At 73.2% G+C, this 16,998-nt stretch carries 21 protein-coding genes and 1 pseudogene; 10 read left to right on the forward strand and 12 right to left on the reverse strand.

Annotation, left to right across the window (positions count from 1 at the left end; all coding sequences use genetic code 11):
- Nucleotides 1-44: 44 nt before the first annotated feature.
- Nucleotides 45-1,373: an RNA polymerase sigma factor gene (locus O1G21_RS37695; RefSeq protein WP_270150177.1), complete on the reverse strand. Its 1,329-nt coding sequence runs from the start codon at nucleotides 1,371-1,373 to the stop codon at nucleotides 45-47.
- Nucleotides 1,373-1,792: a YciI family protein gene (locus O1G21_RS37700; protein WP_270150178.1), complete on the reverse strand. Its 420-nt coding sequence runs from the start codon at nucleotides 1,790-1,792 to the stop codon at nucleotides 1,373-1,375. The genes O1G21_RS37695 and O1G21_RS37700 overlap by 1 nt, the downstream gene beginning before the upstream one ends.
- Before the next feature lie 298 nt (nucleotides 1,793-2,090).
- On the opposite strand from O1G21_RS37700, the gene O1G21_RS37705 reads away from it, so the two are divergent.
- Nucleotides 2,091-2,477 (forward strand): hypothetical protein, encoded by a 387-nt coding sequence (locus O1G21_RS37705; protein ID WP_270150180.1) that lies wholly within the window; start codon nucleotides 2,091-2,093, stop codon nucleotides 2,475-2,477.
- A gap of 210 nt (nucleotides 2,478-2,687) precedes the next feature.
- Nucleotides 2,688-2,852, forward strand: coding sequence for a hypothetical protein (locus O1G21_RS37710; protein WP_270150182.1), 165 nt, complete (start codon nucleotides 2,688-2,690; stop codon nucleotides 2,850-2,852).
- A 311-nt stretch (nucleotides 2,853-3,163) separates the two neighbouring features.
- Here O1G21_RS37710 and O1G21_RS37715 read toward each other — a convergent pair whose 3' ends face one another.
- Both O1G21_RS37715 and O1G21_RS37720 read right to left on the reverse strand, forming a co-directional pair.
- Nucleotides 3,164-3,370, reverse strand: coding sequence for a DUF397 domain-containing protein (locus O1G21_RS37715; RefSeq protein ID WP_270150183.1), 207 nt, complete (start codon nucleotides 3,368-3,370; stop codon nucleotides 3,164-3,166).
- Between the two features lie 24 nt (nucleotides 3,371-3,394).
- Nucleotides 3,395-4,246 (reverse strand): helix-turn-helix domain-containing protein, encoded by an 852-nt coding sequence (locus O1G21_RS37720; protein ID WP_270150185.1) that lies wholly within the window; start codon nucleotides 4,244-4,246, stop codon nucleotides 3,395-3,397.
- A 199-nt stretch (nucleotides 4,247-4,445) separates the two neighbouring features.
- Between O1G21_RS37720 and O1G21_RS37725 the strand changes: the two genes are divergently transcribed.
- Entirely contained in the window at nucleotides 4,446-4,883 is a 438-nt protein-coding gene (locus tag O1G21_RS37725; protein ID WP_270150186.1) for an ATP-binding protein, read from the forward strand.
- Between the two features lie 362 nt (nucleotides 4,884-5,245).
- Here O1G21_RS37725 and O1G21_RS37730 read toward each other — a convergent pair whose 3' ends face one another.
- Together O1G21_RS37730 and O1G21_RS37735 are read right to left on the reverse strand one after the other, a co-directional pair.
- Nucleotides 5,246-5,590 carry a transcriptional regulator gene (locus tag O1G21_RS37730; RefSeq protein ID WP_270150188.1) on the reverse strand — a complete coding sequence of 115 codons (345 nt, stop codon included), beginning with the start codon at nucleotides 5,588-5,590 and terminating at the stop codon, nucleotides 5,246-5,248.
- Nucleotides 5,587-6,045, reverse strand: a complete 459-nt coding sequence (locus tag O1G21_RS37735; protein ID WP_270150190.1) for a hypothetical protein — start codon at nucleotides 6,043-6,045, stop codon at nucleotides 5,587-5,589. Before O1G21_RS37735 ends, O1G21_RS37730 begins: the two co-directional genes overlap by 4 nt.
- A 338-nt stretch (nucleotides 6,046-6,383) precedes the next feature.
- Between O1G21_RS37735 and O1G21_RS37740 the strand changes: the two genes are divergently transcribed.
- Entirely contained in the window at nucleotides 6,384-6,692 is a 309-nt protein-coding gene (locus O1G21_RS37740) for a hypothetical protein (protein WP_270150192.1), read from the forward strand.
- Between the two features lie 24 nt (nucleotides 6,693-6,716).
- Here the strand turns inward: O1G21_RS37740 and O1G21_RS37745 are convergent, their stop codons facing one another.
- Nucleotides 6,717-7,559 (reverse strand): hypothetical protein, encoded by an 843-nt coding sequence (locus O1G21_RS37745; protein ID WP_270150194.1) that lies wholly within the window; start codon nucleotides 7,557-7,559, stop codon nucleotides 6,717-6,719.
- Between the two features lie 162 nt (nucleotides 7,560-7,721).
- Here O1G21_RS37745 and O1G21_RS37750 point away from each other — a divergent pair, with 162 nt between their 5' ends.
- Nucleotides 7,722-8,543, forward strand: a complete 822-nt coding sequence (locus O1G21_RS37750) for a DUF4253 domain-containing protein (protein WP_270150197.1) — start codon at nucleotides 7,722-7,724, stop codon at nucleotides 8,541-8,543.
- Between the two features lie 24 nt (nucleotides 8,544-8,567).
- The gene (locus tag O1G21_RS37755) at nucleotides 8,568-9,191 is read left to right on the forward strand and encodes a hypothetical protein (protein ID WP_270150199.1); all 624 of its coding nucleotides are present in this window, start codon (nucleotides 8,568-8,570) and stop codon (nucleotides 9,189-9,191) included.
- Nucleotides 9,192-9,372: 181 nt separating this feature from the next.
- Here the strand turns inward: O1G21_RS37755 and O1G21_RS37760 are convergent, their stop codons facing one another.
- From O1G21_RS37760 to O1G21_RS37775, 4 genes are all read right to left on the reverse strand, one after another.
- A complete protein-coding gene (locus O1G21_RS37760; RefSeq protein ID WP_270150201.1) occupies nucleotides 9,373-10,755 on the reverse strand; it encodes an MAB_1171c family putative transporter in 1,383 nt (460 codons plus the stop codon).
- The gene (locus tag O1G21_RS37765; RefSeq protein WP_270150203.1) at nucleotides 10,752-11,318 is read right to left on the reverse strand and encodes an ImmA/IrrE family metallo-endopeptidase; all 567 of its coding nucleotides are present in this window, start codon (nucleotides 11,316-11,318) and stop codon (nucleotides 10,752-10,754) included. Before O1G21_RS37765 ends, O1G21_RS37760 begins: the two co-directional genes overlap by 4 nt.
- Nucleotides 11,311-12,954, reverse strand: coding sequence for a transposase (locus O1G21_RS37770; RefSeq protein ID WP_270150205.1), 1,644 nt, complete (start codon nucleotides 12,952-12,954; stop codon nucleotides 11,311-11,313). The genes O1G21_RS37765 and O1G21_RS37770 overlap by 8 nt, the downstream gene beginning before the upstream one ends.
- A 195-nt stretch (nucleotides 12,955-13,149) precedes the next feature.
- Nucleotides 13,150-13,701, reverse strand: coding sequence for a helix-turn-helix domain-containing protein (locus tag O1G21_RS37775; protein ID WP_270150207.1), 552 nt, complete (start codon nucleotides 13,699-13,701; stop codon nucleotides 13,150-13,152).
- Nucleotides 13,702-14,066: 365 nt separating this feature from the next.
- Here O1G21_RS37775 and O1G21_RS37780 point away from each other — a divergent pair.
- A pseudogene (locus O1G21_RS37780) lies at nucleotides 14,067-14,311 on the forward strand (aldo/keto reductase); the annotation flags it as partial.
- Nucleotides 14,312-14,429: 118 nt separating this feature from the next.
- Nucleotides 14,430-14,576 carry a hypothetical protein gene (locus O1G21_RS37785; protein ID WP_270150208.1) on the forward strand — a complete coding sequence of 49 codons (147 nt, stop codon included), beginning with the start codon at nucleotides 14,430-14,432 and terminating at the stop codon, nucleotides 14,574-14,576.
- Between the two features lie 12 nt (nucleotides 14,577-14,588).
- On the opposite strand, the gene O1G21_RS37790 is transcribed toward O1G21_RS37785, so the two are convergent.
- Nucleotides 14,589-15,554, reverse strand: coding sequence for a DUF5937 family protein (locus tag O1G21_RS37790; RefSeq protein WP_270150210.1), 966 nt, complete (start codon nucleotides 15,552-15,554; stop codon nucleotides 14,589-14,591).
- Nucleotides 15,555-15,712: 158 nt separating this feature from the next.
- Here O1G21_RS37790 and O1G21_RS37795 point away from each other — a divergent pair, with 158 nt between their 5' ends.
- Both O1G21_RS37795 and O1G21_RS37800 read left to right on the forward strand, forming a co-directional pair.
- Nucleotides 15,713-16,048 (forward strand): helix-turn-helix domain-containing protein, encoded by a 336-nt coding sequence (locus tag O1G21_RS37795; RefSeq protein ID WP_270150213.1) that lies wholly within the window; start codon nucleotides 15,713-15,715, stop codon nucleotides 16,046-16,048.
- On the forward strand, nucleotides 15,993-16,985 hold the full coding sequence (locus O1G21_RS37800; protein ID WP_270150215.1) for an RNA-guided endonuclease InsQ/TnpB family protein: 993 nt from the start codon (nucleotides 15,993-15,995) through the stop codon (nucleotides 16,983-16,985). Before O1G21_RS37795 ends, O1G21_RS37800 begins: the two co-directional genes overlap by 56 nt.
- Nucleotides 16,986-16,998 lie beyond the last annotated feature (13 nt).

The following is a 16,998-nucleotide window of genomic DNA, read 5'->3' on the forward strand; positions in this document are numbered from 1 at the left end:
GGTGCGGTAGGTGCAGGCCTCGCGCCCCCTGTGTGGCCGGGCGATCACCCGTCGGCATCCAGTGCGGCCGCCTTGCGCAGCAGGACGGCCCGCTCGCGGGCGTTGCGGCACAGCCGGGCGGCGAGTTCCAGTTCGGCCCGGGCCTCGGTGGTGCGGCCGAGGCGGGCCAGCAGTTCGCCGCGCACGCCCGGCAGCAGGTGCGAGCCGGACAGCTTGCCGGAGACGGCCAGGTCGTCGACCAGGGCCAGCGCCGGCTGCGGCCCCTGGTCCATGGCGACGGCCACCGCCCGGTTGAGCTCGACCACCGGGGACGGCGCGAGGCGGCCGAGCGCCTCGTAGAGCAGCACGATGCGCTCCCAGTCGGTCTCCGTCACCGAAGGGGCCACCGCGTGGCAGGCGGCGATCGAGGCCTGCAGGCCGTACGGGCCCAGGCCCCGCCCCAGGGCCCGTCCCGAGCTCGCGGCCCGGCCGAGCGCGGCCAGTCCGCGGCGGATCGCGGAGCGGTCCCAGCGGCGCCGGTCCTGGTCCTCCAGGAGCACCGCCTGCCCGTCCGCTCCGGTGCGGGCCGGGAAGCGCGCGGCGGTGAGCTCGAACAGGGCGAGCTGCCCGTGCACCTCCGGTTCGGCGGGCAGCAGGGCGGCCAGCGTGCGGGCCAGCCGTACGGCCTCGTGGGCGAGGTCGGGGCGCAGCAGGTCCTCGCCGGCGGTCGCCGTCGAGCCCTCCGTGAAGATCACGTACAGGACGCTCAGGACGGCGCCGAGCCGGGCGTGCCGCTCCTGTGGCGGGGGCAGTTCGAAGGGGACGTGCGCGGCGGCGATGGTCTTCTTCGCCCGGGTGATCCGGGCCTGGACGGTGGGCACCGGCACCAGGAACGCCCGGGCGATCTCCTCGCTGGACAGGCCGCCCACCACGCGCAGGGTCAGCGCCACCCGGGCCTCGGGGGAGAGGACCGGGTGGCAGGCGGTGAACATCAGGGCGAGGACGTCGTCGTCGACCCGGTCCGGGTCCCACGGCAGGTCGTCCGGCTGTTGCGGTGCACCCGAGCCGCCGGTGCTGAACTGTCCCTCGGCGAGCGGGCCGGCGAGCGCGGCGTACCGCTCGTCCAGCGCCGAGGCGCGGCGGAAGGCGTCGATGGCCCGGCGCCGGGCGGTGGCCAGCAGCCAGCCCACCGGGCTGGCCGGCGTGCCGTCGCGCTCCCAGCTGACCAGGGCCTGCGCCAGCGCCTCCTGCGCGACGTCCTCGGCGAGCGCGAAGTCGCCGGTGTAGCGGGCCAGCGCGCCGATGATCCGGGCGGACTCGATCCGCCACACGGCCTCGACGGCCCGCCGGGCGGCTTCGGCGCCCGGCGGGCCGTCGGTGGCTGCGGGGGACATCACAGCTGGCCGGTCCGCTCGCGCCAGGCCCGCTCCTTGACGATCCACTCGTTGTCCTGCGGGAACTCCTCGATGCCCGGCACCCGGCGCACCTCGCACTTGGACCCGGGGAACGCCGGCAGGCGCTTGGCCCACTCGACGGCCTCCTCCTTCGAGGCGACGTCGATCAGGTAGAAGCCGCCGAACAGCTCCTTCGTCTCCCCGTACGGGCCGTCCGTGACCACCGGGGCCTCTCCGTCGAAGGACACGACCACGCCCTGCGACGGGTCGTCCAGCCCCTCGGCGGCCACCAGCACGCCGGCCCGGATCAGCTCCTCGTTGAAGCGCCCCACGGTCTCGAGCATCTCCTCGAACGGCGTCTCCATCATCTTCGCCACGGACTCGTCCGTGCCCCGCATGATCAGCATGTACTTCGCCATCTCAGCCTCCTCGAACTCCTCGAACAAGGTCGCCTGCCGACCCTCTCCACCCCAAGGTCGAACGGCGCGGCCGCGGATCGACACGGTGGACGAAGTCGGACGATATTCCTTCCCGCCGCTCCCCGCCCTCCCGGGCCACCCCGCCCTGCCGCCCTGCCCCCGAGCACCACACCGCCCGGGCGGCCCGCCAAGGCGGTTGGTTCGGTGGCCTCGGCACCTCCTGCGCAGGAAGTCGGCCCGGCCGACTTCCTGCGCGAATTCACATGACAGCTGTCGTCGGCTCCGCGATCACCGGCCGATGACCATGGAACCGGACCTTCTCGGCCTGAGCATCACCTGCCCAACGCCCGACGAGGGTGGCGTGGAGGTCCGCCCGATCGTCAATGGCCGGGATCTGCTGGCCGACGTGTTCCCCGGTGGCGTGGGAGGCTCCCGGTATCTGGGAGTAGGCCCCCGGTATCTGTTGGGCCGGGACGGGCCGTTGCATGCCACTGCGACACCCCACGAGACTCGTATCGCTTGGTCCGGGTGTGGCGTGGAGGAGTGCTGTGGCTCCCTGTACCTGACGGTCAGGCGTGCCGGGGAGCACGTTGTCTGGGAGGGCTGGCGTGACCCGGCCAATCAGGACCACACCCTGCCAAAGCTTCGGTTCACCGCGGGTCAGTACGAGGCCGAGGTCCTGTGAGCGGGGGAGGACCGCGGTTGGGAGTGGCCGGCCGCAACGGTCGCGCGGCTGCTCGAGGCGGGGCTGAGGGGACACGGGCACTGGCTGGTCAGGTGGGACTGCGAGCTGGAAGGCGTCTGGGCCTCCCGCAGGGAACCCGATCGAATCCACGTCGTCCTGATGCATCCCCGTGACGGGGCCGATGAAGACCGGCCCTGGATCCAGTTCGGGATGACCCTCCCGATCTCCGCAGACGACCCGTCGGACCAGGCCGAGCACCTTGAAGCGCGGCTGACCGCAGGCGATCCCCGTGCCACCGCCGAGGTCTGGGGAGGTTCGCACGATGCCGAGCAACTGGGCTACCCATGGCCGCCGGTCGACCCGCTGCCCATGTGAACGGCAGGGAGAGGCGAGGTTTGGGCCCCTTCCTGCCCATGGCCGCCGACAAGGAAGTGCTATGCGTCACCAGTGGGCTGACCTGCCAACTGCGGTCCGTGACCTGATCGCCGAACGATCCGGGACCGTCGCGCAGGCGCACCGGTGGGCGATGACGGCCCCGCACTACGCCGCCGCCGATCCCGCAAGGGTGGCCGCCTTGGCAGCCGTGATCGCGGCCCGGTGGCGGCTGTGCGCGATCCGGGACGGCGGCGCTTGGGGTGCACTGTCGGCGGCTGCCGAGAGGTGGATCGCCGATCCGCTCCCGAGCGCTACCCGGGGAATTCTCCCGCGCGAACAGCGGCGATGAACGCCGTCCAGGCGTCGGCGGTGAAGAGGAGGGAAGGCCCGTGCGGGTCCTTGGAGTCGCGGACGGGAAGCAACCCCGGGACTCCGTCCGCGACTTCGACGCATGCCCCGGTCTCCCCACTGAGCGAGCTCTTCCGCCAGTTCGCACCGCTGAGATCGGGAGTGGACACCTTCAGTACCTCCGGTCGATACCGCTACAGCTCTCGTATGACCCGGGTGAGCAGGTCGAGGCTCTCGGAGGCACTCAACGCACTCGAACACAACGAGTCGAACGTGAGCGTATAGGCAGACGTCTCCTCAGGCTTCTCCATGTAGAGCATGCCTGCCTGGTGCTCCACGCACGCCACGTCGGACAAGGCCGCCGTGGAGAAGCTGAAAAGCACGAACGAGCCCATGATTCCGGCATGGGCTCCCGCGCTGAAGGGCAGCACCTGCAGGTCGACGTTCGGGCGGTCGCCCAACTCCCGTAGATGGTCCAACTGTTTCCGCAGGACGTCCACGCCGCCGACGTGCCCTCGCAGTGCGGCCTCTCCCAGGATCACGCTGAGCCGGGGCGGCTCAGCGTGATCCAGCACCTTCTGCCGCTGCAGGCGAACTGCCACGAGCTCGTCGATTCGCTCCGCAGGGATGTCGAACGGCGATGCCCGGTAGACGGCTCGCGCGTAGTCCGCCGTCTGCAACAGCCCTGCCACCATCATCGGCTGGAACGAGCGGATGCGGCTGGCACTCTCCTCGTAGTCGATGTAGTCGACGTACGACGGCGGTGTGATGTCGAACCGCTGCGCCCAACCGCGTTCGGAGCCCTGTCGGTTGAGCGCGACCACTTCCTCCACGTAAGTCGGATCGTCCACGCCGTAGAACGTGAGCAGGTCTCGCAACTCGCTGCTGGAGATCGGCAGCCAGGCGTTCTCCATCCGGCTGATCTTGGAGCGGTGGCAGTCGATGCGCGTCGCGGCCTCGTCTGGCGTCCTGCCCGCCGCCTCGCGGTGGCGGGTGAGCAGGCTCGCTACGCGACGCCGGCGGACCGAGGGGCGCGGTTGGCCCATGTGATCAACTCCCGGTGACGGAAACGGAACTGATGCCAGATTACTCGCAAATCGAGATCGGAAAATGTTCCGCAGAGAAATCTTGCGAATGATCTTCCGTCGGGCGCATGCTACTCATGGTCGACGAGAGGACACTCTCTGCAATCGACTGCCGGGTATCCCTTTGCCCGCTCCCAACCCCACCGGAGGTGGCTCCGTCATGCCCGAAACCGACGCGCCCGTCAGCCAGTCCGCCATCCGCGGCTGCTGGTTCCCGCGATCTCGCCGCTCACCGGTGCTCGCGCGGCGGATGCTGCGCGAACTGCTCGCCACCGTGCCGGACGGCGACCGCTACGCCGAGGTCGGCGAGTTGCTCACCTCGGAGCTGGTCGGCAACGCCGTCCTGCACTCGGGCATGCCGGGACGGCTGCTCTGGGTCTCCTTCGACGTGAACGCCACCCGGCTGCGCATCGAGGTGCACGACGCGAGCGACCGTCCGCCCGTGCCGCAGCAGCCCGGCCCCACCGCCGGGTGCGGGCGCGGGCTGCTCATCGTGGAGGCCCTCGCCGCCGGGTGGGGGCACTTCCCGCGCCCGGGCGGGGCCGGGAAGGTGGTGTGGTGCGAGTGCGCGCCGGCGCCGCTCGTGGTGGAGGTGTGAGTCCGATAGGCCGGAGGGGGGCCGTGGTGGCGTCCACGGCCCCGCCCTGCCCAGCGGACGTCCTGTGCGGAACGAAGGGTGTCCCCGTCGCCGCTTCGGCCGTGCCGAAGCGGCGACGGGGTGACAGGCGGGCAGCCGACGCTGTTTGCGGGCGGGCTCGCACGGTTCGGCCGGCCATGTTCCGGCGCCGCATCCTGTGAGCCGGTTGCTGTCCCGCCACGATCACGGGCGAGGCGGGGCGGGCCGGCGAAGAACTGCCATGAGCCCACAGCCTTCTTGGCGTCCGCACAGGAAGTCGGCCTGGCCGACTTCCTGTGCAGAGGCGACGGTCGGGGCCGCCGTTGCAGGGGTGTGGTGACGGGCTACTCCCGGCCCGCCTGCCGCTCCAGCGCGGCACCGAGGGCGGTGGCGTCGGCGGCGATGCGCTGGAGTTCGGCCAGGTGGGCGGCCAGGGCGCGGCGGCCCTGCGGGCTCAGGCGCAGCCAGGTGCGGGGGCGCTTGCCGACGTAGCCGCGGCGGACCTTGACGTAGGAGGCGGCCTCCAGGGTGCTGACCAGCTTGCTCAGTGCCGACTCCGAGACCCCGCAGCTCTCCCGCACGGCGCGGAACTCCGCCTCGGCGCAGCCGGAGAGGAAGGCCACCACGGTGAGCCGGGTGGGTTGGTGGATCAGCTCGTCGAAGGCCGGGGCGGGCGGCTCGGCGTTCACTCGGCGTCCGCCCGCGCCCGCTTGCGGCGCAGGAGCAGCAGGTGGCCGAAGCCGCCGGTGAGGCCGAGGGTGAGCAGGAATCCGGCCGCGCCGAACGCCAGGGCCAGCGCCCCGGCCGCGACCAGCGGCAGCAGCTGGAGCGCGATCGCGCGCCGGCGGGCGGCCCCGCGCGGCAGGGCCGGGACGATGCCGGGCCGGTGCTCGATGCGGTGGCTGACCACGACGTGGCCGATCAGGGCCGCCGCCGCGATCAGCCGCAGGCCCGCGTCCGCGAGCCACAGCCGCTGCGGCAGCAGGACCAGCAGGCCAAGCAGGACGAACCCCAGCGCGAACAGACCCGCTGCCGTGGCCGGGTACCAGCCCGGCAGCGGACGGGGCCGGGCCGCCGCCCGGGCCTCGCGCGCGGTGCGCAGGGAGGCGAGAGCCTCTGCGGGGTCGATGTGATGAACAGCCATCAGATCTCCAATTCCGGAGTGCCTGAGCGTGCCTGAGATCCTGGCATTTACTTTCCCACCGGGCAAGCACTAGCGTGGCGGGCATGCGCACGGGGAGGCAAGGGAATGACCGCGCCCGTGGCCGACCGCGGTCGCCCGTGCCGAGGGCGAGGCGATCCAGGCGTCCGGACCGTGGATGCGCTACGGCCGCCGGACATCGGCTCGCCAAGGCGCTCTGCTCGTCCCAGCTGCCCGACGGCGCCAAGGCCCCTGAGACATCCGGCAGTTGGCAGCACCTGGACCGCCTGCTGGCCCTGGACTCCGGAAGACCGAATCCGACAAGAAGAGGACCATCGATCATGTTCAACCCGCTGTCCAACCGCGCCAAGCCGGCCAACCTCGAAGCCCTCAAGGCAGCCCTGCAGGCCGCACTGGAGAGCGCCGACCAGGAGGAACTCCCGGGCCTGCGCCGCGCGATCCGGATCGTGGAGGACTTCGTGCCGAGCGGCGGTGTGGCCGGGGTGGACTGGGCGCGCAACGTCCTGGCACTGGCCGGCATCGACCCCCGTACGGCCGAGGTCAAGGCCGTCCGCGAGCTGCGCACCGCACGGCCCGACCTCGGCCTCAAGGAGGCGGTCGCGCTGGTCAAGGCGCTGACCGCGCACTGAGGCCGAGGCGCTCGCGCCGAGGAGTCACGACTGGGCGAGGTAGGAGGCCACGAAGGCGTCCAGGTCGGTCAGGGCCGCGGCCAGGTCGGCCCGGGTGAGCTGCTTGGCGGCGGCGCCGGTGGCGAGGAAGTGGCCGAGGGCGCCCTGGCAGGTGGGGACGGGGGAGGCGGACGCGGGGAGGGTGCAGCTGATCGCCTGGGCCGGGCCGCCGGGGGACTGGAAGGTGACCAGGGCGACCGTGCGGTTCGGGCCGCCGGTGGCGGGCAGGTTCGGCTCGCGGGTGTTCGCCGGGACGCCGACGGCGGTCAGCAGCAGGCCCGGGGCGCTGGTGGGCACGGAGTGCACCCGGTCGGCGGGCAGCCGGGCCGGGGCGTTGCAGGTGTTGGGCGCGGCGCCGGCCCGGGGCACGAAGCCGCAGACCAGGTCGATGTTCGTCTGCGCGCCACCGCTGACGAACACGGCCTGCACCACCGCGTCGAAGCGGGCGCCGGTCGGATCGGCGACCGCGGCACCGGGGTGGACGAACGCCTCCTCGCCGCCGTCCGCGGCGAAGAACGCCACGTCGCAGGTCCAGCCGCCGGGCGCCACCAGGAAGTGCACCTCGCCCGGGTAGCGGGCCCCGTACACCGCCGCCGTCGCCGGCACGTCCACCCCGTCCGGCACCGCCGCCGTGGCCGGTACGGCGCCCAGCGCCGGCAGCCCCGGCCCGGTCGTCTCCGCCGGACAGGCCCGCACGGGCGCACTCCCGGCGGCCGACGCCACCCCCGCCCCGGGCGCGAACAGCCCACCCGCGGCGAGCAGAACCGCCGCGGCCAGGACCCCCGGCCGGCGCTGACTCAGCCGGCGCGGACCGAATACGCTGCGCATGCTCCACCTCCAGGCACGTGCAGTGGAGGCCCCCGGGACACGGCGGGTCCGCCGCACTCCTTCCCACCAGCCTAGAACCGCCCCCGCGCCCCCCGCGCGCCCACTCCCCGCCGCTCGGACCGGGCCCCGGCGCTGTCGGTGCGTGCCCCTACCGTGGGCGGCATGATCGATTCTCAACTGCTCCGCGGCCTGCGCCGGCGCTTCCCCGACCGCAGCGCCGAGGGCCGCACGGCGCCGCAGCTGGCGGGCCGTCAGGTGGTGTCCGGCCTGTGGGTGAGCGATGCGGCGGCGCCGGAGGGGGCGTGGCAGCGGCTGCACCGGGAGCACGCGCAGTCCGGGCTGTGGCCGCTGCTGCTGGATCCGAGGGGCGAGGGGCCGGACCTCGACGGCGCGGACCTGGGTCTGGCACCGGGGCAGGCGGGGGAGCCCGCGCCGGACGGGTACGACCCGGAAGCCCTGCTGCGCGGGTGGTGGGAGCGCGCGGTGCTGTGGTGCCCGACGGACGGTCCGCAGGAGCGGGCAGAGCTGCTGGAGACGCTGGAACCCTTCGGCGCCGTCTGGCCGGGCCTGGCCCCGGCCGCGTCCCCGCTACGGGATCCGCAGGACTGCGCGGACGCGCTGGCCCGCCAACTGCTGCGTGGCCGACCCGGGTTGCGGATCGGCCTGGTCCGCGCGGACGGCGGAGCCCAGGCGCTGGCCGCCTGCGGCTGGAACGGCACGAACGGCCACGGCGACAGCGGTGCGATCGCCGCCGTGCTGCGCAGCTGGCAGGAGCGCTTCGGCGCCCGGGTCGTCCAGGCGGGCGCCGACGCGCTGTACCTGAGCGTCGCGGCGCCGCCGACCGGCCCGCAGGAGGCGCTGCTGGTGGCGGCCGAGCATGCGGCGTTCTGCCCGGACAACCTCTTCCAGTGCGACGACGGGGGCCTGGTCGGCTACGCCGAGGAACTGGTCGACGAGGGCTGCTGGTCCTTCTGGTGGGACTGACGGGCGGGCCCTGACCTGACGACCGTGGGAACGGACATCTACGGCGGCATCGAGTACCGCCACCCGGGCGTCGGCAGCGACTACTACGAAGGCGAGCCCTGGATCACCGCGCTGGACCTGTGGCCGCTGTACGACCGGGTCGACTACCCGGCCTTCGGCTGCCTCTTCGGGGTGCGCAACGATGCCGGCTTCCGCCCGCTGGCGGCCGGCCGCGGGCTGCCCGCCGACGTGTCGGGCCGGCTGCGCGAACAGCTGGGGCCGTGGGTGACGGGGAGTGAGACGGCCGGTGCGAGCTGGGTGAGCTGGGCGGAACTGGCCGCGCTGGACCCGTCCTCCGGCCCCGAGCACTACAGGGGCCGGCTGACCTGGTGGGTGACGCCCGGCAGCCGGATGCTGCACCAGCGCTTCGTGCCAGCGGACTGGCCCGGGGACGTCCTCACCCGACTCGGCACGCCACCACAGGGGTTGGGCGATGCCGCCGGGCTGGTGGAGTGGACGGCGGGGGAGTACCGCTGCCGGTACGAGCCGCTGACCGCCGGGACCGTCCTGGGGGAGGGGACGGGCTGGCCGCAGGTTTTCGCGGTGGTGAAGGCCCTGGCGGACCGTTTCGGCGACGACGCGGTACGGCTCGTCGTCGCCTTCGGCTGATCCCGGGCCCGGCCGGGAGTCCGCCGCCCCGCACGACCGCGTCGAGGTGCCGCAGCCCGGGCGGGTCACTCCCAGTGGGAGACGATGCGGCCGGGCACGACCGCGAACAGGTACCACAGTGCGCCCGCGCCGGCGGCTGCCAGCAGGAGGAGGAGCAGCAGGGCCGGCCATGGGCGGCGGCTCACCGCAGTGCCTCCTGCGGGTGCGAGGCGCGGGCCCGTTCGGCGCGCGAGGTGCGGGCGAGGGTGCGGACCTCGGCGACGGCGGGGCAGGTGGCGTAGACGCGGGCCAGGTGGGCGAGGTGTTCGGCCTCGCCGTCCATGGTGTCCATGGTGGTCGGTCCGTCCGAGGCAGGCGCGGCGGGTGCGGCGGTCGTAGTGGCTCCCGTGGCCTGCGGTATGGCGCCGGACGCGGCGAGCTCCAGGGCGGTGGCCAGGGCGGCGGCCTCGGCGGTGGCGGCGGCGTGGGCGGAGGGCGGCGGGAAGCGGCGGGTGGCGCGCTCGAGCCACTGGGCGGTGCGCGGGTCCGAGTGTTGGCGCAGGATCAGCCGGGCGTCGTGGATCTCGATGATCCGCCGGTAGAGCGCGAACCGCGGGTCGCGCGGGGGCAGCGGCAGGTGGCGGGCCGGGTCGAGGGCGATCTCCGGCAGCACGGTGTGCAGGTCGCGCCAGAGCGGGGTGAGCGCCCGGTAGTGGCGGTGGGCGCGCAGCCAGCCGCGTACCGCCCCGGTCGCGACGGGCCACAGCGTGCTGCCCAGGCCCGCCGCGATCAGCGCCGCGCACAGCCCGCCCAGGACGGCGCACAGGGTGTCCTCGGGGCCGTCCTGGCTGCCGGTGACGGCCGCGCGCAGGACGTCGTCCATGCTCCAGGCGTTCCAGAGCAGCCCGGCCACCAGCCCGCCGGTCAGCAGCCGCAGCCCGGTGCCCAGGCGCCCGGGGCCGGCCGCGCGGGTGCGCCGCAGCAGTTCGCGCAGCAGCGCGACCAGGCACATCGTGGTGTGCAGCATGCCCACGGCGGTGTACCCGGCCAGCGCCAGGCGCGCGGACAGCTCGGGCCCGACGGTCAGGTCCTGGCCCGCCAGGTCCGGCGCGGCGGCGGTGATCAGCGCCAGCCGCAGCCCCAGCACCGCACCCAGCAGGGCCAGCCCGCCCCGCACCTCGCGCGGGCGCCCCCCGCGCCGGCGCACGGCCGGGCCGGTATGCCCGGCATCGCCGTGCCCGGGGCCGGTATGCCCGGCATCGGCGTGCCCGGCATCGGCGTGCCCGGCATCGGCGTGCCCGGGGTCCGCGTTGCGCAGGGCCGGTGCCAGCAGCCGGATCGCCGCGGCCGCGCCGTCGCGCAGCCCGTCACCGAGCACGATCACCAGCACCGCCAGCACCGGAACTCCCGTGCCCTGCACCGCCCGTACGGTCGGCGGGGCGAGCACCAGCAGGCCGGCGCCCAGCAGGGCCGTGCCGTAGCAGGTGTAGCGGGCGGCGGCGCGGGAGTCGATCCGGCTGCGGGCGAAGTGGGCGGCGCTCAGCACGAAGAACAACCCGACGGGGTAGAGGGCCAGTTCGCTCACGCCCGGCCCTCCTCCTTCGGTCCACCGCCCGCGGACCCCGACCCGCTGCCCAGCAGGAAGCCCAGCGCGTCCAGCGAACCGCGCACCGGCGCCGGCCCCGGCAGGCCGGCGGCGTCCGCCCGGTCCGCCCGGCTCAGGATCAGCGAGGCCAGCAGCTCCGCCTCCCGCTCCTGCGGCTCGTCGTAGCGGGTGCGCCCGAGCACCCGCTGCACCAGCGCGGGGGAGAGGTTGGGCAGCAGCGCGGCGGCCGGGGCCAGGGGCGCGGAGCCGGCGTGGTCGAGCAGCAGGTGCGCGATCTCGTGCACCAGGATGTGCCGTTGGTGCAGGGCGCCGGTGTCCGCCGCGTACAGGATGTAGTCCGCCTCCAGGGTGGAGACCAGCAGCCCGCAGGGGGCGTGCGGACGGGCCGGCACCGGAAGCAGCTCGATCGGCCGCCCGCGCCGCACCGCCAGCTGCTCCAGCAGCACCACCGGGTCGAACGGGCGCGGCAGCTCCAGCCGTTCGGCCATCCGGCGACAGCGCCGCAGCGTGGACCGGTAGTCCCGGCCACCGTTCCTACTCACTGTCCAGGAGTGAACTTTGAGTCCATGTCCTGGTAGTGCGCGCATCCCGAACGGTTTTGGGTGCGCTGGTCGCCCGCGTTCTCGTGGTCCCTGCTCGGGCACGTGCATCGTGTGCGCGGTCCGTGACGGGGCGGCGGGTTCCCTCACGCCCCTGGACGCCCGGTCCGGCCTGGGCGGTCCGATGCCCACGACGATCGCTTCGGTCGTCGTGGGGCGGTGCCGTCCGTCGCCGGATCGGGTACCCGAGGGCGCGTCGCCCGATCGCGATGCTCGCGGCATCGTGCCGGGTGGTGGTGCGGGTGGGCGTCGCGAGTGGCTTCTGCCAGTGCTGCGCGCCCCATTGGGAGGTGTAGGCGGGGTCCACGGCGACGATGACCAGGTCCAGCTCGGCGGCCATGGAGATGAGCCGGGCGCGGAGCCTGCCGGTGGGGATGCCGGCCACGAGCTGCCGGAACCTCTTCTTGCGGCCGTGTTTCTCGCGGGTGGTCTCGGCGGTGAAGTCCAGGTTCTCCAGGCCGATCGCCCTCATGCCGCGCCGCTTCGCCCAGTTCAGGAGTCGGGTGATGGCGTGGCGGATCTGGGCGTCGCGGTGGGTGGCGGTGCCGGTCAGGTCGTAGTGGAACCGGCGGGGCTCGCCGACCGGGTTGCCATGGCGGTCGAGGTGCCAGGCGGCGAAGTGGTCGGCGTTGGTGTCCACGCCGACCATCCCGGCCGCGCGGGCCGCCTCCAGTGGCATCGTCCGCACCACGGGCCGGGTCCAGGAGGCGTCCAGGTACCAGCGCCCCCGCTGCACGTCCAGGTGGATGCGGTACGCGACCGCCCGGTTGCCCTCGATCCGGTCCCGCCATTGCTCGCCCCGGTGTGCGAACGCCACGCGTGCGGCCAGGACATACCGGCCGCCGGCGGCGTTGGCGTACCCGGCGAGCGGCGCGGGCAGCTTGAGCGACACCTCACCGTGCGGGGTGACCCGGATCGTCTCGTGGCCGAACCGTTTGCCCGACTCGCCGTCAGCGGACAGGAACCAGCGTGCGCTCTCCCACCGTTCCCGCCACTGGGCCTCGGTCAGGTTCGCCGCCGCCAGGTGGTGCCGGGTGTTCAGCGGCTCCCGCCCGCCGCGCACCACCCGCACGCGACCGGCCTCACGATCAGCCCGGGCAGCCGCGTACCGGTCCTCCAGCGCCGCGAGCCGGCGGGACTTGACGAACCACTCCTGCCTGGACCGGTAGCCACCGGGCGCCCGCCCGGTGCCCTTCTCCCCGACCGGCAGCGACAGCCGGTGGCGCAGCATTCGGATGCCTGTGTCCAGTGAGTCCAGGTGCGCGGTCTGTCCGCGATGGGCCAGTGCCCACTGGTCGTGGGTGGCCTTGGTGACCGAACCGGCCCAGCGGGACGAGGGCTCCACGGTCAGGTCACGCTTGCGTGCGGCCCACGTTTCCTTGCCGTGCTCAAGGCCGTCCGCGCAGCGCGTCTTCAGGTCCTTCGACGCCAGAGCCCCCAGGTGCCCGCCGACCAGCCGCAGCACCTCCTCGTCCTCGGGCGTGAGGCCCTTGAGACGGTCGCGGATCGTCACACCCGACGGGCCGAGGGAAATGAACGGCGCGTCGATCCGCCGGAGCGTCTTCTTCGGGCCGGTCACGTCATCCCTCCTCCCAGTCAGTGCCACCCACCCTCACACACAGCACCGACAGTCGTCTCATGGATCCAAGAAGTCGTCACCGAAGACAAACTTATGAACACGTATGTGCACTAAAACGCTCTCAACCCTAAGCAGTTCACAACCCCTCGAATCACCCCACAAGCCGGGCTCCCCTCCAGCTCCAGGTCTCGGATCTCAGGACGAGGGGCGTTTGCGCGCCGCGTCCCGGCGGGCGATCACGTCGACCAGCTCGCTGACCGTGTCCAGGCCCTCCGGCGACAGGCCCACCGCCCGCAGCGCCAGGCTGCGCACGCCCGCGTCGCGCAGCGCGCCGAGCAGTGCCAGCTCCTTGGCGATCTCGGCGCCCTGCCGCTCGTCGAAGAAGTACGCGGGCGGGACCTGGAAGAACTGGGCCAGCGCCTCCAGGTGGCGCTTGGTCGGGTTGTCCCGGCGCCCGGTGCGCAGCTGCCACAGGTAGGTGGTGGAGAAGGACTCCCCGGTCGCCTCGCGGCAGGCCCGGGCCACCTCCTCGTTGGTGTACTGCTCGCGGTCGGGGCGGCGGACGGTGTGGAACAGCGCCTCGATCCGGGCCGCCAGCCCGCTCGCCTCCGCGCTCGCCCGACCGTCCCCGGCACCGTCCGACAGCTCATCCGGGTGCCCGTCCGACAGCCCCTCCGGATGCCCGGTCAGCTCCGGTGGAGTGCCCTGCGGTTCCACCTGAACGCCGTCCCCCGTCGACTCCGTCATCGCCCACCTTCCTCACGCCCGGGCCCTCCGCGCCGCGACCTCGACGGACGGGCAGGGCCCGCCAGGTCACGATAGCCGAACGGCATCAGCTGGCATGGATCCGAAGGTACTCGCGATCAACTCCAGTTGACCCGCGTGACGGCGGCTGACATGCTGGGCGCGCGAGCCGGCCGTCACCCCGGTTATTCTGACGATCCATCACATCAACCTCCGTCCGACGGGATTTGATGTCCCGCCCGAAGGGCCTGGACGGCTCCGGCGCCCCACTCTCCGCCCGGGCCGCCCGTACAGTCCGGGCGGCCGCCCCCACGGCCGGCGCCCACCCACCCACGCCCCGGTCACCGTCCGTCTGATCACCCCTACGCCTGGGCTTGGGCACCGCCGCCGTCGGCCGGGGCCCGGCTACATCACCCTCGGCCGGGCCGACGACCTGCCCGCCGAGCGCACCGTCGAGGCCCTGCGCGAGCGCACCCGCGTCCTGCTCGACGCCGCGTACGCCGCCGGCGTGCGCTACCTCGACACCGCCCGCTCCTACGCCCGCGCCGAGGAGTTCCTCGTCCAGTGGCTCGCCGAACACTCCGAGGCGGCGGCCGAGGTGACGGTCGGCAGCAATTGACACACCCGACTGACAACCCGAGCGGCCAAGGACAAGCGATCCCTCAACTCCGACCTGCCACACCTGCTTGAGATCACTCTCACCACCGTCTGCCCCGAGACGCCGGATCGCCTTGACGGCGACTCGGCCATCCCCGACCCACTGCCGCCCTCGCCATCCGCACCGCCACCACCCCGAGGACCTCGCCCCGCTCGCCGCGATGGCCGAAACCGCCGACGCCTACTGGCGCACCCGCTCGGCCGCCGCCCACCGCGCCTGAACCCGCCCCGGCTCAGCCCGACGCCTCGGCGGTGAGCGCCGTGCCTGTCCGGGTGCGCAGGTGCACCGCCGTACGGCCCGTACGGCAGGTCGTCACCAGCCCCGCGCCGCGCAGGGCACCGAGGTGCTGGGACACGGCGCCGGCGGTGACACCCAGCCGGGCGGCGAGGTCCGGAGTGCTCAACGGCTCCGCGAGCTCGGCGAGCAGCGCGGCACGGGTGCGGCCGAGGACGGCGGCCAGGCCCGCGGACGTCGGCCTCGGCTGCTCCCAGAGCAGCCCGACGCCCGACGCCGGATAGCGGATCGACGCGGCGGTGCGTGGCGCGTAGTCGACGATCACCTCCGGCCAGCCGAACACGGACGGCATCAGCACCAGCCCGTGCCCGCCCGCCTCCACCGTCCACATCGACCCCGAGCGGCGGCGCCCGTGCACCACCAACTCGCCCTCGCGCCAAACCACATCGCCGTGCAACTGCGCGAACAGCCCCTCCACCCCGCCGTCCACCAGCGCCACCGCCCGCCGGCCCAGGTCCGCCTCCAGCACCGCCCGCATCCGCCCCCAGTGCGGGGCCACCAGCCGGCCGTGGCAACGCTCCAGCGCACCACAGACCCGCTCCAACAACACCGCCGGCCCCGGCAGTTCCCCCAGCCGCGGCCCCAGCGCGGCGGCGCACTCCGCCGCCACCCACGCCGGATCCGCCGCCCGCAGACCCGCCAACTCCGCCTCGAACGAGGGCAGCCGCTCCTGCGGCACCGGGAACAGGAACGACGGCAGACAGCCCTCCAGCAGCACCCGCAGCAAAGGCAACTGCGCCTCGCCGGCCAGCACCGCCTGCGTCTCGCGCACCCACGGCCGGTGCACTCCGTGCCCGCCGACCCCCAACGCCGTGCGCACCCCCAGCACCGTCTCGGCCAGCGGCGACACCGCGAACCGCACCCGCGCCACCTCGGCCGCTGAGAGCCGGATCTCCACCGCCACGCCCCGCCCCCCTTCCCTGATCTGAACTCTTGGGCGCAGACCCCCTGCTTTGGCTGGGGGTTGGCCCATCCTTGGCCCGGAGCCGCGAAGCGGCGCAGGTCGCTGCGTGTCAGTGACGTGCACTATGTTGATCACAGTAGTCGAAGGGGGGTGTTCCCATGCTGTCCGGCCGCAGGTATCGGCTTGAACTCACGTCAGTTCAGGCGGAGTTGTGTGAGATGTTCGGCAATATCTGCCGGTCGGTGTGGAACACTGCCCTGGAGCAGCGCCGGGAGTATCGGCGTCGCGGGACGTGGATGAACTACGTGCCGCAGGCTGCCGAGCTGGCCGAAGCCAAGAAGGAGTTTCCTTGGCTGGCCGATGCGCCGTCGCACGTGTTGCAGCAGACCCTCCGCGACTGGACCGGGCTTGCCGTGAGCACGGGACGTTCAAGGTTCGGTGGCGTTCTGCGCGGCGCTGGTCGCCGTCGTTCCGCTTTCCTGCCGGGAATCTGATCACGGTGGAGCGGATCGGCCGCAAGTGGGGCCGGGCGAAGCTCCCGAAGCTCGGCTGGGTCCGGTTCCGCTGGTCGCGTCCGCTCGGGGTGAGGTCCGGTCGGCGACCGTCACCCGGCAGGGACGGCACTGGTTCGTCTCCTTCCTGGTCGAGGACGGCAAGCAGACACCCGAGCGGCACGCCATGCCGTCCACGGCGGTCGGGATCGACCGAGGCGTGAAGGTCGCCGCGACGACCAGCGATGGCGTATTCCACGATCGGGTGTTCGCCACGCCGGGCGAGACGGCACGGCTACGCCGGTTACAGCAGAAGCAGGCCCGGCAGAAGAAGGGCAGCAACCGCCGCAAGCAGACCGTGGCGGCGATCAACACGATCACCGGCCGCATCCGCAACCGACGCACGGACTTCTGCGCGTGGACCGCGAACCGCATCACCGAGCGGGCCGCGCTGGTCGTGCTGGAAGACCTGCGCACGAAGAACATGACGGCCTCGGCCGCCGGCACGATCGAAGCCCCCGGCCGGAACGTCCGGGCCAAGGCCGGACTCAACCGGGCCATCCTGGACAAGGGATGGCACATGCTCGAACTGGCCCTGCGCAACGCCGCCCGCTACACGGGCAGCAACGTGGTGCTGGTCAACCCCGCGTACACCTCCCAGACGTGCAACGTGTGCAAGCACGTGGACCCGAAGAACCGCGAGAGCCAAGCGATCTTCGAGTGCACCGCTTGCGGACACACCGACCACGCCGACGTGAACGCGGCTAAGAACGAACATCAAGGCCGCCGGGCAGGCGGTCTCAGGGCGTGGAGACCTCGACACCGGCCGGTCTGTGAAGCGCCAACCACCGGCCAGCCGCACCGCACGGGGCGAAGCCCCCGCGCGGCACGCGCGGCCGGGATCTCCGCCCTTCAGGGCGGGGAGGAAGCCAACGTTTAGCCGTGGCTGAACG

Source organism: Kitasatospora cathayae (genome assembly GCF_027627435.1).
Taxonomy (GTDB): Bacteria; Actinomycetota; Actinomycetes; order Streptomycetales; family Streptomycetaceae; genus Kitasatospora; species Kitasatospora cathayae.

Coding starts and splice junctions, on each gene's coding strand:
- O1G21_RS37705 (WP_270150180.1), top strand. CDS start 2,091: ATGACCATGGAACCGGACCTTCTCGGCCTGAGCATCACCTGCCCAACG.
- O1G21_RS37745 (WP_270150194.1), bottom strand. CDS start 7,559: ATGCGCAGCGTATTCGGTCCGCGCCGGCTGAGTCAGCGCCGGCCGGGG.
- O1G21_RS37710 (WP_270150182.1), top strand. CDS start 2,688: ATGACCCTCCCGATCTCCGCAGACGACCCGTCGGACCAGGCCGAGCAC.
- O1G21_RS37775 (WP_270150207.1), bottom strand. CDS start 13,701: ATGACGGAGTCGACGGGGGACGGCGTTCAGGTGGAACCGCAGGGCACT.
- O1G21_RS37750 (WP_270150197.1), top strand. CDS start 7,722: ATGATCGATTCTCAACTGCTCCGCGGCCTGCGCCGGCGCTTCCCCGAC.
- O1G21_RS37695 (WP_270150177.1), bottom strand. CDS start 1,373: ATGTCCCCCGCAGCCACCGACGGCCCGCCGGGCGCCGAAGCCGCCCGG.
- O1G21_RS37740 (WP_270150192.1), top strand. CDS start 6,384: ATGTTCAACCCGCTGTCCAACCGCGCCAAGCCGGCCAACCTCGAAGCC.
- O1G21_RS37720 (WP_270150185.1), bottom strand. CDS start 4,246: ATGGGCCAACCGCGCCCCTCGGTCCGCCGGCGTCGCGTAGCGAGCCTG.
- O1G21_RS37795 (WP_270150213.1), top strand. CDS start 15,713: ATGCTGTCCGGCCGCAGGTATCGGCTTGAACTCACGTCAGTTCAGGCG.
- O1G21_RS37725 (WP_270150186.1), top strand. CDS start 4,446: ATGCCCGAAACCGACGCGCCCGTCAGCCAGTCCGCCATCCGCGGCTGC.
- O1G21_RS37735 (WP_270150190.1), bottom strand. CDS start 6,045: ATGGCTGTTCATCACATCGACCCCGCAGAGGCTCTCGCCTCCCTGCGC.
- O1G21_RS37700 (WP_270150178.1), bottom strand. CDS start 1,792: ATGGCGAAGTACATGCTGATCATGCGGGGCACGGACGAGTCCGTGGCG.